Annotated in this window: 13 protein-coding genes; 6 read left to right on the forward strand and 7 right to left on the reverse strand. The window is 61.8% G+C overall.

Going from position 1 to position 13315, the window contains the following annotated elements:
* Positions 1-190: 190 nt before the first annotated feature.
* Complete coding sequence (locus NL154_RS13650) at positions 191-1450, reverse strand: ABC transporter substrate-binding protein (RefSeq protein WP_210630568.1); 1260 nt, start codon at positions 1448-1450, stop codon at positions 191-193.
* A gap of 64 nt (positions 1451-1514) precedes the next feature.
* Between NL154_RS13650 and NL154_RS13655 the strand changes: the two genes are divergently transcribed.
* Genes NL154_RS13655 through NL154_RS13675 form a run of 5 tightly spaced genes read left to right on the forward strand, consistent with a single transcriptional unit; the run spans position 1515 to position 4373 of the window.
* Positions 1515-1943, forward strand: coding sequence for a hypothetical protein (locus tag NL154_RS13655; protein ID WP_434732816.1), 429 nt, complete (start codon positions 1515-1517; stop codon positions 1941-1943).
* A 35-nt stretch (positions 1944-1978) separates the two neighbouring features.
* On the forward strand, positions 1979-2863 hold the full coding sequence (locus NL154_RS13660) for an N-acetylglucosamine kinase (protein ID WP_210630567.1): 885 nt from the start codon (positions 1979-1981) through the stop codon (positions 2861-2863).
* The gene (locus NL154_RS13665; RefSeq protein WP_434732817.1) at positions 2860-3624 is read left to right on the forward strand and encodes a GntR family transcriptional regulator; all 765 of its coding nucleotides are present in this window, start codon (positions 2860-2862) and stop codon (positions 3622-3624) included. Before NL154_RS13660 ends, NL154_RS13665 begins: the two co-directional genes overlap by 4 nt.
* Positions 3625-3683: 59 nt before the next feature.
* Positions 3684-3938, forward strand: coding sequence for a type II toxin-antitoxin system prevent-host-death family antitoxin (locus NL154_RS13670; RefSeq protein WP_210630565.1), 255 nt, complete (start codon positions 3684-3686; stop codon positions 3936-3938).
* 6 nt (positions 3939-3944) lie between these two features.
* Complete coding sequence (locus NL154_RS13675; protein ID WP_221124056.1) at positions 3945-4373, forward strand: hypothetical protein; 429 nt, start codon at positions 3945-3947, stop codon at positions 4371-4373.
* A gap of 162 nt (positions 4374-4535) precedes the next feature.
* On the opposite strand, the gene metH is transcribed toward NL154_RS13675, so the two are convergent.
* Positions 4536-8309 (reverse strand): methionine synthase, encoded by a 3774-nt coding sequence (gene metH / locus NL154_RS13680; protein WP_434732818.1) that lies wholly within the window; start codon positions 8307-8309, stop codon positions 4536-4538.
* Positions 8310-8477: 168 nt separating this feature from the next.
* On the opposite strand from metH, the gene NL154_RS13685 reads away from it, so the two are divergent.
* Positions 8478-9737, forward strand: coding sequence for an AGE family epimerase/isomerase (locus tag NL154_RS13685; RefSeq protein WP_221153409.1), 1260 nt, complete (start codon positions 8478-8480; stop codon positions 9735-9737).
* Between the two features lie 63 nt (positions 9738-9800).
* Here the strand turns inward: NL154_RS13685 and NL154_RS13690 are convergent, their stop codons facing one another.
* The 5 genes from NL154_RS13690 to NL154_RS13710 form a co-directional block, all read right to left on the reverse strand.
* Entirely contained in the window at positions 9801-10424 is a 624-nt protein-coding gene (locus NL154_RS13690) for a DUF2799 domain-containing protein (protein ID WP_210630561.1), read from the reverse strand.
* Between the two features lie 133 nt (positions 10425-10557).
* Positions 10558-11052 carry a heme-degrading domain-containing protein gene (locus tag NL154_RS13695; RefSeq protein WP_064803906.1) on the reverse strand — a complete coding sequence of 165 codons (495 nt, stop codon included), beginning with the start codon at positions 11050-11052 and terminating at the stop codon, positions 10558-10560.
* Between the two features lie 80 nt (positions 11053-11132).
* A complete protein-coding gene (locus NL154_RS13700; RefSeq protein ID WP_210630560.1) occupies positions 11133-11744 on the reverse strand; it encodes a flavin reductase family protein in 612 nt (203 codons plus the stop codon).
* A 3-nt stretch (positions 11745-11747) separates the two neighbouring features.
* Complete coding sequence (locus tag NL154_RS13705; RefSeq protein ID WP_221145609.1) at positions 11748-12491, reverse strand: aspartate/glutamate racemase family protein; 744 nt, start codon at positions 12489-12491, stop codon at positions 11748-11750.
* 1 nt (position 12492) lies between these two features.
* Positions 12493-13314 (reverse strand): ABC transporter permease, encoded by an 822-nt coding sequence (locus NL154_RS13710; protein ID WP_434732819.1) that lies wholly within the window; start codon positions 13312-13314, stop codon positions 12493-12495.
* Position 13315: the final 1 nt, after the last annotated feature.

The raw sequence follows: 13315 nt of genomic DNA on the forward strand, positions 1-13315 counted from the left end.
GTCAGGGTGCTTCTTCGCTAAGGCGAACCGCCATGCCTCTGCGTGACGAAAGACCCCTTCTGGCCTTCCGGCCATCTTCCCCACAAGGGGGAAGAAGACTCGCGGAGCGATTCCCTCCCTGCCGGAACCGCTTATTTGCGGCAGGCTAAACCCCTCCCCTTGTAGGGAGGGGTTGGGGAGGGGTATCACATCACTTGGCCGGCTTGTACCAGCTGTCGAGGCCCTTCTGCAGCTTCTCGGCGGCGACCTTCGGCGTATCCGTGCCGTTGATCACATTGGCCGATTCGACCCAGGTCTCGTTTTCAAGGTTCGGCGTGCCGCGCGACAGGATCTGGTAGGTCGAACGCACGGTCGACTTGTACGGGCCGCGCCAGGAGACGAATTCCTGAGCAAGCGGATCGGACATCTTCACCGGGTTGGAGTTCAGGCTGAAGAAGCCCGGCAGTGCATTGGCGTAGATATCGGCGAACTCAGGCGAAGCGACCCAGCTGAGGAACTTCTTGGCTTCCTCGGCATGCGTGCTCTTCGCGTTCAAGGCGACGCCGATATCGGGATGGTCGGAGATGTAGCCCTGGTCACCGGCCTTCGGAACCGGCGGCGGGAAGGCGCCCATCTTGAACTGCGCCTGCGTGTTGAAGAGCGCAATTTCCCAGGAACCAGCCGGATAGATCGCGGCGCGGCCGAGCGTGAAGAGGTTCTGGCTGTCCGAATAGGTCTGGGCTTCGAAACCGTCACCGAGATAAGGCTTCCACTTGGCAAGCTCCTCAAACGGTTTGACCCACTCCGGATCGGTCAGCTTCTGCTTGCCCGCGATCAGGGCTTCGCGGCCCTCTTCACCCTTCCAGTAGTTCGGGCCGATGTTCTGGTAGCCCATGGTGGCGGCTTCCCAGAGATCCTTCGTGCCCATGGCAAGCGGAATATAGGTGCCATCGGCCTTGATCTTATCGAGGGCTGCGTAGAACTCGTCCTGCGTCTTCGGCACGGAGATGCCGAGCTTGTCGAAGGCATCCTTGTTGTAGATGAAGCCGTGGATGACCGAAGCCATCGGCACGCAGAAGGTCGACTTGCCGTCGTCGGTCGTCCAGGCGGCCTTGGCGACCGGCGAGAAATTCTCCATGCCCGGCAGGCTGGTGATATCGACGAGCTGCTTCTTATTGAAGAGTTCGAGCGAGGCATCGAACGGACGGCAGGTGATGATATCGCCTGCGGAACCGGCATCGAGCTTGGCGTTCAGCGAAGCGTTGTATTCAGTCGGCGCGGTCGGCGAGAAGACGACTTTGATACCGGGGTTTTTCGCTTCGAACGCCGGAATGATCTTTTCCTGCCAGATCTGCAGGTCGTCGTTACGCCAGCTTTCGACGGTCAGCGTGACATCGGCGGCATGGACGAGACCTGCCGACGTCAGCAGGCTTGAGGCAAGCAGCAGGCTTTTCAGAGCAGTGTTTTTCATTTCCCTCTCCTGTTTTTAGCGCCGGAAAGCGCCGTTTTCGATCTGAAACAAGCAATTGGCGTGTATGAGGAAACACCCAACGCCCCTTGGAGGACCGCCAGCGGCTGCCGGTCCCGAAAGCTCGACGGACACGAAGGCGGATCGCCTGCGGCCGGACTGCGCGCTTTTCGGTGACTGCACCGGACGCGCCGAAAATCATGGGAAAGCCATTGGATGCCTGAATTCCATCGCCGGACCAACAGGGCCGCTGGCATTCTGGCAATCATCCTCGAAGCGGTTCCGGCTTGGCTCTGCTGCCGGTTTTCGTGGGCTTCGAAACGCTGTTCCCTTTTGTCGAATTAAGGCCAAAAAAATACCAATTGTCCAGACGAATTTTAACTTTTTGGCCTCCACGGCTTCATTAAAAATTTTTATCAAGCAAAATCAAATAGATAAAAAGGCGCAATTTCTCAGCCATTCCCACTTGGTAAATGGTATTTTTTTGGTATTGTAGGAAAAACAGGTGGGAACGGCGTATTCGGAGGTCCGATGACAGAGCTTGCAATCGGCATAGATGGCGGCGGAACGAGCTGCCGGGCCGCGGTCGCGGACAGAAACGGCACTATCATCGGCCGCGGCAAATCGGGGCCTGCCAATATCCTGTCCGATCTGGACAATTCTCTTCTCAATATCGTCGACTCCGCCCGGCAGGCTTTGCGCGATGCCGGGCTCGCCGCGGAAACAATTTCCTCCGTCGCAGCGGTCGTCGGCGTCGCTGGCGCCAACGTCACGGATTATGGCCAGCGAATCGAAAAGGCCCTGCCCTTTGCCGAAGGCCGCGTTGTTACCGACGCGCTGATCGCGCTCCAGGGCGCGCTCGGCGATGGCGACGGCATTGTCGGTGCTTTCGGCACCGGCTCGGTCTATAACGCCCGGAAAGACGGTCGGCTGAACGGCATCGGCGGCTGGGGCTTCGTCGTCGGCGACCAGGCAAGCGGCGCCCGCCTGGGCCGCGACCTCATGGAACGATCGCTGCTCGCCCATGACGGCGTGCGCCCGGCTTCCGCGATCACCGAAGCGGTCATGGCCGAATACGGCAATGATCCCGAGCGCATTGTCGAATTTGCGCATTCGGCAAGACCGACGGATTTTGCCCGTTACGCGCCTGCAGTCTTCGAACATGCAACGAGGGGCGATACGGTCGCGGTCGCCATCGTCACGGACGCGGCAACGGCGATCGGCGAAAGCCTTGAAGCGCTGCTCTGGCCCGGATGCCCGTCAATCTGCCTGCTTGGCGGTCTTGCGGTAGCCTATGAGCCCTGGCTTCCCCAACGCTACAGGCCGCTGCTTGCCAAACCGAAAAACGATGCCCTTCAAGGCGCGGTGGAACTTGCGGTCAAGCTCCTGAATGAGCGACAGAGAGGTGCGGCATGACCGATGATCTCGCCACAATCCTCTCCCTGGAACGCCTGCAGGCGGCCGGCACCGGCCCGCTCTACGTCAAGCTGCGCCGCACGCTCGAAGAGGCCGTGCGCGCCGGCACGCTTGGTCACGGCGACGCGCTGCCGCCGGAGCGCGACATCGCCGAACTTGCCGCCGTCAGCCGGGTCACCGTGCGCAAGGCGATCGACGAACTCGTCGCCGACGGCCTGTTGGTGCGCCGCCACGGCTCGGGCACCTTTGTCGCCAAGCCGGTCTCCAAGGTCGAGCAGCGCCTGTCGCAGCTCACCTCTTTCACCGAAGACATGGCACGCCGCGGCATGTCCTCCCGCTCGGAATGGCTGCATAAGGGCATCCATACCCCCTCGCCCGACGAGATGATGATCCTTGGCCTCGCCGCGGGCGTGAAGGTTTCGCACCTCTCGCGCCTGCGGATCGCCGACGACCAGCCGCTGGCAATCGAGAATGCCAGCGTCTCCGGCGAATTCCTCCCCGATCCCTCCGCCGTCACCAATTCGCTCTACGCCGAACTCGAACGCCTCAACGTCCGTCCGGTGCGCGCCGTCCAGCGCATTTCGGCGACCAATATGAAGGAAGCCGACGCCCAGCTTCTCGGCGTCTCCGTGGGTGCGGCCGGCCTGTCGATCGAACGCATCTCCTATCTCGGCTCCGGCCGTGCCGTGGAGTTCACCCGCTCGCTCTATCGCGGCGATGCCTACGACTTCGTGGCCGAGCTGACGATCGGTGTGAGCTGACGGCTTGAGCTTATCCAAATTATACGTATAATCCGCGTATTGAAGTTTGGAATCCTATCATGACTCGAACCACGTCTCTGGAGTTTCAGCGAAAATTCGGTGAGTTTCAGCATCAGGCACAGCGCGAGCCTGTCGAAATCACCCGTCATGGCCGCCGCGAATTCGTGCTGATGTCGGCCGAGCACTATGATTGGCTGAGGGCCGCCGCGCAGCGGACGCACGTCACAGCCGACGCCTTGTCCGTCGTCATCGATGCTGTCGAAAGAGCGGAGATGGATGCCGCGCATGCCCCTCTCGATGAACTGCTGAAATAAAGCCGCATGGCCGCAATTCCCGAACCTAAGCCCGGCCTCGTCGTGCGCTATGATTACCTCTGGTCGCGCGAAGCATCGGCGGGTCGCGACCAAGGCAAGGACAGGCCCGCCTGCCTCGTCGCGGCAAGCGATAGCCTCGCCAATCCGCGCTACGTCGTTCTGCTGCCGATCACGCATACGCCGCCATCCGGCGACACGGTCGGAATAGAAATCCCGCCGAAAGTGAAGCAGGCAATCGGTCTGGACGACGCGCCGAGTTGGGTCATCGTCTCCGAACATAATATCGATGAATGGCCGAATGGCGGGCTTTCGCCCGTACCGGGCAGCGAGGGAATATTCGCCTACGGCTTCATTCCGCCCGGTCTGTTCGCAACGATCAAAGGGAAATTTCTTGATCTTGCCCAAGCCAGGAAGAGCGATCCCGTCCGCCGCTGATGCCTATCGCTCAAGAGCGGCTTTCGAGGGACGACATGCGGCAAAATCAAAGCTGCGGCATAGCTTTCACGTTCAATTTCAGAGGCATGAAGCCGGAAACTGAATCACTTGCCGGCTTCATCGTCTCTTGATTCATTGTATTAACAGCGGCGGCGAACGTCTCTACGCCGCGTCCTCAATCTCCTCATCCGCCTTGCGCGGCACATAATTCAGTACCGGCCCGAGCCAACGCTCGACATCGGAAACCTCCATGCCCTTGCGCTTGGCATAGTCCTCCACCTGATCGCGCTCGACCTTGGCGACGCCGAAATAATAGGAGTCGGGGTGGCCGATATAGATGCCGGATACGGAGGAGCCGGGCCACATCGCATAGCTTTCAGTCAGTTTCACTCCGGCGGCTTTTTCCGCATCGAGCAACTTGAAGAGCGTTGCCTTTTCCGTGTGGTCGGGCTGGGCGGGATAACCGGGCGCCGGACGGATGCCGGCATAGGCTTCGCCGATCAGATCCTCGTTGCTGAGGTGCTCATCTCTTGCATAGCCCCAATATTCGCGCCGCACCTGCTCATGCATGCGCTCGGCAAAGGCTTCGGCGAAGCGGTCGGCCAGCGCCTTGACGAGGATTGAGGAATAGTCGTCGTTCGACCGCTCAAACCGTTCGGCAATGGCGATTTCCTCGATGCCGGCCGTTACCACGAAGCCGCCGACATAGTCCTGAACGCCGCTGGTGACAGGCGCCACGAAGTCCGAAAGCGCCACGTTCGCCCGCCCGTCCCGCTTCGAAAGCTGCTGGCGAAGCGTGTAGAAAGTGGCAAGCTCCTTGCTGCGGCTTTCATCCGTGAAGAGGCGGATATCGTCGCCGACAGCGCCGGCCGGCCAGAAGCCGATGACGGCGCGCGGGCGGAACCACTTCTCGCCGATGATCTTCTTCAGCATGGCCTGCGCATCGGCCCAGAGCGCACGCGCCGCCTCGCCCTGCTTCTCGTCTTCGAGAATGGCCGGGAAACGGCCGCGCAATTCCCAGGTCTGGAAGAACGGCGTCCAGTCGATATATCTGGCAAGCTCGGCCAGATCGTAATCCTCGAACACCCGCGTGCCGAAGAACTCAGGCCTCGTCGGCTTGTAGGCCGACCAGTCGACCTTATGCGCATTCTCGCGGGCTCGTGCCAGCGGCAAGCGCACCTTCTCCGCTTCGCTGCGGGCATGAGCGGCGGCCACCTTGGCATATTCGGCTCTTACATCGTCGACGTAACCCTGCCGCGTTTCTGGCGAGAGCAGCGCCGAGACGACGCCGACGGCGCGGCTCGCATCGGTCACGTAGATCGCCTGTCCCTTGTCGTAGCCGGGATGGATCTTCACGGCGGTATGCACGCGGCTGGTCGTGGCACCGCCGATCAGCAGCGGGATCTCGAAGCCCTGCCGCTCCATTTCGGCCGCGACATGCACCATCTCGTCGAGCGACGGCGTGATCAGGCCGGAAAGGCCGATGATATCGACCTTTTCGGCGATCGCTGTTTCGAGGATCTTCGTCGCCGGCACCATGACGCCGAGGTCGACGATCTCGTAATTGTTGCAGGCGAGCACGACGCCGACGATGTTCTTGCCGATATCGTGCACATCACCCTTGACCGTCGCCATCAGGATCTTGCCTGCCGACCGCCGTTCCTCGCCGCCGTTGAGGCGCTTTTCCTCTTCCATGTAGGGCAGCAGTACGGCGACCGCCTGCTTCATGACGCGCGCCGACTTGACCACCTGCGGCAGGAACATCTTGCCCGAACCGAACAGGTCGCCGACGACGTTCATGCCGGCCATCAGCGGTCCTTCGATGACGTGCAGCGGCCGGGCGGCCTGCCGGCGCGCCTCTTCCGTATCGGCCTCGATATATTCGGTGATGCCGTTGACCAGCGCATGTTCGAGACGCTTCTCGACGCTCCATTCGCGCCAGGAGAGATCCTGGACACGACCCTCCTTTGCCCCGGCGCCGCGGAAACGCTCGGCCACTTCGAGCAGCCGCTCGGTGCTGTCGGCGCGGCGGTTGAGCACCACGTCCTCGCAGGCCTCGCGCAGCTCGGGATCGATGTTGTCGTAGACGGCGAGCTGGCCGGCATTGACGATGCCCATGTCCATGCCGGCCTGGATGGCGTGGTAGAGAAACACCGCATGCATCGCCTCGCGCACCGGCTCGTTGCCGCGGAACGAGAAGGACAGGTTTGAGACGCCGCCGGAAATATGCACGAGCGGCATGCGCTGACGGATCGTCCGCGTCGCTTCGATGAAGTCGACGCCGTAATTATTGTGCTCTTCGATGCCGGTCGCGACCGCAAAGATGTTCGGGTCGAAGATGATGTCCTCGGGCGGGAAACCGATCTTCTCGGTCAGCAGCTTGTAGGCGCGCGTGCAGATCTCGACCTTGCGGTCGTAATTGTCGGCCTGCCCGGTTTCGTCGAAGGCCATGACGACGACGGCAGCGCCGTAATTGCGCAGGAGCCGCGCTTGGGCGAGAAAGTTCTCCTCGCCTTCCTTCAGCGAGATCGAGTTGACGATCGGCTTGCCCTGCACTCGCTTCAGGCCGGATTCGATGATCGAGAATTTCGACGAGTCGATCATGACAGGCACGCGGGCAATGTCGGGCTCGGCGGCGATCAGGTTGAGGAACTCGACCATCGCCTTCTCGGAATCGATCAGGCCCTCGTCCATGTTGATGTCGATCACCTGCGCGCCGTTTTCGACCTGGTCGCGGGCGACGTCGAGTGCCGCCGTGTAATCGGCATTGGTAATCAGCTTGCGGAACTTCGCCGAGCCGGTGACGTTGGTGCGCTCGCCGACATTGACGAAAGGAATGTCCTTGGTCAGCTCGAAGGGTTCGAGACCCGACAGCGACATGAAGGGGCGATGCTCCGGGATCGGGCGCGGCTTGTATTTCGCAACGGTCTCGGCAATCGCCCTGATATGTTCCGGCGTCGAGCCGCAGCAGCCGCCGACGATATTGACCAGGCCTTCACGCGCGAAGCTGTCGATCTGTGCCGCCATCAGCTCCGGCGTTTCGTCGTACTGGCCGAACTCGTTCGGCAGGCCGGCATTCGGATAGGCGCAGATAAAGGTATCGGCGACGCCCGAAAGCTCCTGCAGGTGCGGGCGCATCGCGTTAGCCCCGAGCGCGCAGTTGAGACCGATCGTGAAAGGATTGGCGTGGCGCACCGAGTTCCAGAAAGCCGACGGCGTCTGGCCGGAGAGCGTGCGGCCGGAAAGGTCGGTGATCGTGCCGGAGATCATCACCGGCAGGCGCACGCCCTTGGCCTCGAAACGCTCCTCGCAGGCGAAGATCGCGGCCTTGGCATTCAGGGTGTCGAAGATCGTCTCGATCAGGATGATGTCGGCGCCGCCGTCGATCAGCCCGTCGATCTGCTCGCCATAGGCTTCCCTGAGGTCGTCGAAGGTGACGGCGCGGAAGCCAGGATTGTTGACGTCGGGCGAGATCGAGGCGGTGCGGTTGGTTGGACCGATGGCGCCGGCGACGAAACGACGGCGGCCGTCCTCGCGTTCGGCGCGGATCGCCGCGCGGCGGACGATCTCCGCACCTTCCTTGTTCAGCGCATAGACCTCGCCTTCCATCTGGTAATCGGCCTGGGCGATGCGGGTCGAGGAGAAGGTGTTGGTCTCGAGGATATCGGCGCCGGCCTTGGCGTATTTGTAATGGATTTCTTCGATCGCATCCGGCTGGCTCAGGATCAGAAGGTCGTTATTGCCCTTCTGATGGCAGGCGCAGCCGATGAAGCGGGTTCCGCGGAACTGGTCTTCGTCATAGCCGAGCCCCTGGATCTGCGTGCCCATGGCGCCGTCGAGAACAAGGATGCGCTCGCTCGCGGCCTTTTTCAAAGCGGCGAAAACTTCACTGCCGTCACGCTTGCCCGTTTCCGGACCAAAGAGATTGTCAAACACGGGCGGGCTCCTTGACGTCGTAAGACCAGACTTCCAGATCACATAAAGATATCTTTATGTCAATATATGACTATCGATTTCGTGCTTCGCAAAGCTTCGCCGATGACAGGCTCGCCCGAGCCCTATATAGGCCTTTGCCAGGCTTGTGCACGAAATCGGAGGAGTATCATGGCACCCGCAACCGGCAACGCCGCGCTTGGAAACTGGACAAGCCGCGCCTATCACCGCAGCTGGCTGCTGGCGCAGGCTAATGGTCTCTTCGATTTCTTCCAGCATGATTCGATCAATCCCAAGGGCGGCTTCTACGATCTCGACGACGCCGGCCGCCCCCTCGATGCCGAGGGCCAGGTGCGCGGCATCCATATCGCGGCGCGCGCGGTCCATTGTTTTTCGATCGGCGCCCTGCTCGGCCGTCCCGGCGCCTCCAATGTCGTCGACCACGGCATGGATTATCTCTGGAACCACCATCGTGACCGCAAGAATGGCGGCTATTTCTGGTCGCTCGACAATAATGGTCCGGTCGATTCCAACAAGCAGGGTTACGGTCATGCTTTCGTGCTGCTCGCCGCCTCGTCGGCCAAGACGATCGGCCATCCGCTTGCCGACGGCATGCTCGCCGATATCACCGAGATCCTGAACACCAGGTTCTGGGAGCCGCGCCACGGCGCCATCGCCGAGGAATTCACCGCCGACTGGCAGCCGCTCGAGGGCGGCGCCTATCGCGGCCAGAACTCCAACATGCACCTGACCGAGGCGCTGATGGCCGCCTTCGAAGCCACCGGTGACAAGGAATACCTCGCCAAGGCCGAAAGCATCGCCGATCTCGTCATCCGCCGCGCGGCCGGTTCGGTCGACTGGCGCGTCGCCGAACATTTCGATGCCGAATGGAACCTCGATAAGGATTACTATCATCCGAACGAAATGTTCCGTCCGGCCGGCACGACGCCCGGCCATTGGCTGGAATGGGCCCGCCTCATCCTGCAGCTCTGGGCGCTCGGCGGCAAACGCATCGAATGGATGCCGGATGCGGCGAAAGCCCTTTTCGAGCAATCCATGGTCCTCGGCTGGGACAACGACAAGGGCGGCTTCTTCTACACCCTCGACTGGGCGGATAAACCGGCCAAGCGCAACAAGCTCTGGTGGCCGGCCTGCGAAGGTGCTGCCGCCGCACACTTCCTCAACGAGCACCTGCCGAGCGACTACCACGAGGAATGCTACCGCAAGATCTGGAACGTTATCGAGCGCGCCTTCATCGATCACAGGAACGGCGGCTGGCATGAGGAACTGACGGAGGATCTCATCCCGTCGCACTCGCTTTTCCCAGGTAAGGGCGATATCTACCACGCCCTGCAGGCCTGCCTCATCCCGCTCTTTCCGGCAACCGGCAGCCTGACGAAGGGCATTGCCGACGTCGGCGGCAGGCTCTGAGACATCGATCCAAAGTTCACCGTCCCCCCAGCGCGTCTGAAAAGACGCGCTGGGCTGCAAACTTCAATAGCCCGGTGCCCTCAACTCTGCGGTGGGGTTGCGCTGGAACCACTCGACATCCTCGTTTACACGGTCGAGTTCGTCCTGCACGTCGCGCTGGTCGCGACGAATGTCGTGCATGTCGTCTTCGAGATCCTCGATCCGCCGGCGTAACTCCGACCTGTCGCCGTCCTTCGCATCCTTCAGCCTGTCGGACAGCTCGTCGATTTCAGCCTCCTTGGAGCTGTAATCGTTCTGCATCGAATTGAGTCGCTCCTGTAGCCCGTGCTGCTTGCTGCCGAGGTTGAAGCCGCGCAGGAAGCCGGATGCCGTTTCGGGCGGGCAGACATTGGCGTAGCCACTGCCCGCCTGGCCGCGCGCCAGACCGCTGAGGGGCGTGCAGTAACGCACCAGGCCGGACTGGTATCCCTGGAACCAGATCGTTTGATCCGGCACGATCTTCACGCGTTCGCAGGATTTCGCATGCGCGGCGAAACGCTGCTGCGGCTCATAGCCTGCGGCCCCGTCGCTCTCGCCGATCACCCGCCAGTCGGCGGCAACACATTCCTCCTTGGACAGCGTATTGCAGGAGGCAAGCAAAAGACCGAAACCGATGGCGGCGGCAAGCGCAAAGAACAAGCGGATCATAGCGTCCCGGGAAGGTTAAGGAGGGCGGATGCCGCACCTTAACTGCAGGACAAGGCCGCGTCACCGGAGCGGCGGCGCGATTTTGCATTTTTCATGGCTTTTTTCTGTCGAAATTAGGGCGGCGCGCGCCACCTCAGAGCGGAGCGAGCCGCAACGTATCCAGATCTTTCGCCAGCATCAGCGCTAAGGCCTCGACCACAAGATTGTGGTCGTCGCGCTGCGGCAGGCCGGAGACGGTCACGGCGCCGATGCAGCCGGTGCCTTTGACGTTGATCGGAAAACTGCCGCCATGCGGCGCATAATCGGCGCCATCAAGCCCGTTGTCCTCGACGGTCTTGCCATCCTTGCTGAGCTTCAGGCCGGAGGCATAGCTGCTGCGGAAATAGCGCAGAACCATGTTGCGCTTGCGGCGGACCCAGTTGACGTTGTCAGGCGTCACGCCCGGCAATGCTGCGTAGAAGACCGGCATCGAATGCAGCGTCACGTCGATCGCGATCCCGAGGCCGCGCTCGCTGGCGAGTTCCTGCAGAAGCTTGCCGAGCTGCCAGGCAGTGGTGAGATCGAAGGCGTCGAAGCTCAGCGCCTTTTCCTGCTCGGCGATCCGACTGAGATCGTTGTCGATTGTCATGATAGGCGCTCCTCTCCTGCAATGATCCGCTGCAGACCATTCTCATCAGAAGAGAAAAAGTAAAGCAAAACTTGGGTCTATCAGAGCTTCGGCGTCAGCATCTCGAAACGGTCGCGGATGGTGGCGCAGGTATCGCCGCCCAATCGCGCAATGGCATCGACCGCCGCAGGATCGACATGCAGCCTCTCGGGATCGACGACGCCGTCACGATAATGCGCGTAGAGGATTTCGCCCATGACGATCTGCCGCGAGCGGCCAAGCTCCAGCGTCACATGCCGCCGGCATTCGAAGGCGGCCGGTGCCTCGGCGATGAACGGCGACGCCACCTTCTCGCCCGGCACCGCCGTCAACCCGGCTTCCTTCAACTCGTCGATGCCGCGCGGATATTTGCTGCCGCAGACATGCATTGCCTCGGCGATGGCGAAGGAGACGATGTTGACCGTGAAGACTTCGGTCATGCGGATATTGTGCCCGGTATCCTTGAACGACATATCCGCATTGTTCTCGACGCCGATCGCCAGGATCGGCGGTTCGGCCGACAGGCAGTTGAAGAAGCTGAAGGGCGCCGCGTTGATCCGGCCATGCTCGTCGACCGTCGTCACCAGCGCGATCGGCCGCGGGATGATCGTGCCGATCATCAGCTTGTAACGCTCGCGCTCCGAAAGCTCTTTGAAATCGAAGGAGACGGCCATGGGTTAGCCGATTTCCGGGGCCGGCGAGAAACCGCTCATCGCGCCCATAAAGGGTTTCGGCAGCGGCGAGGCGTAGGAGCCGCGCTTGCTGGTGGAAAGCCCGAGCGACACCAGCGCCTCGGCCTGCTTGACGGCGGCCGCCACTCCGTCGACGACGGGCACGCCGTAAATCTCCTGCAATTGCCTGGCCAGATCCGTCATGCCGGCACAGCCAAGCACGATCGCCTCGGCGCCGTCTTCGGCAAGCGCCCGCTCGATCTCGGCCTTCAGCTTGCCGATCGCGCCCGAGGCCGCATTTTCCAACTCCAGTACCGGGATGTCGGAGGCGCGCACCTTGGCGCGCTCGCCCATGCCGTAGCGGCGCACCAGATTGTCGATCAGCACCCGCGACCGCTCCAGCGTCGTCACCACGGTAAAGCGCTGCGCCAGGAAGCCCGCCGTGAACACGGCGGATTCGCAAAGCCCGAGGATCGGCACATCGGCGAAGCTCCGTGCCGCGTCGAGCCCGGTGTCGTCGAAGCAGGCGATGACGGCTGCATCGTAGCCCGCCGCCTGCCGGGCGTGGAGTTCGGAAAGCAGGCCGGGGATAGCCAGCGCCCCATCGTAATGCCCCTCGATGGAGACCGGCCCCATGGTGGATGTCGCGGCGATGATCTCGGTGCCGGATGCTGCGACCACCCGCGCGGCGGCCGCAGCCTTCTCGGTCATGGAGGCCGTGGTATTCGGATTGACGATGAGGATGCGCATATCAGTCTATCTTTGCCTGCCGCCGCCCCAGCATCGTCATGATGCCGAGCGCAATGAGAATGATGGTGAAGGAAAACAGCGTCGTCACCGTGCCGAGTGCATAGAGCACCGGCGTCGTGACATTGGTCGTCATGCCGTAGATTTCGAGCGGCAGCGTATTGTAGCTGCCCGACGTCATCAATGTGCGCGCGAATTCGTCATAGGAAAGCGTGAAGCCGAACAGCCCGACGCCGATCAGGCTCGGGGCGATCATCGGCAGCACGACATGCCGGAACGTCTGCCAGGAGGTGGCGCCAAGATCGCGGGCCGCTTCCTCGTAAGCGGGCGAGAAACGGTTGAAGACGGCAAACATGATCAGCACGCCGAAGGGCAGCGTCCAGGTCAGATGCGCCCCGAACGCCGAGGAATACCATGCGGGCTTGAGACCGCCCTCCTGAAAGACGACGCCGATGCCGAGCGAAATGATGATCGACGGCACGACGAGGCTTGCGACCGTGGCGTAGAACAGCGCCGTCGATCCGAGGAAACGGCGGCGGAAGGCAAGGCCGGCCAGCAGCGACACGACGACGGTTACCACCATCACCATCAGCCCGAGGGTGAAGGAGCGACGGAACGAGGCGCCGAAATCGCCGACCGCCTGCTTTTCGAACAGGTTGAAGAACCAATGGGTGGAAATCCCGTTCATCGGGAAGGTCAGGCCGCCGTCCGGTCCCTGGAAGGAGAGGATGAGGATCGCCGAGAGCGGGCCGTAGAGGAACAGCACGAAGAGGACGAAGAAGGTCGCCAGCAGATAGAATTCGAGGCCGCGTTTTTCGTGGTTCATC

It is taken from the genome of Rhizobium sp. YTUHZ044 (assembly GCF_051123975.1).
Lineage (GTDB): Bacteria > Pseudomonadota > Alphaproteobacteria > Rhizobiales > Rhizobiaceae > Rhizobium.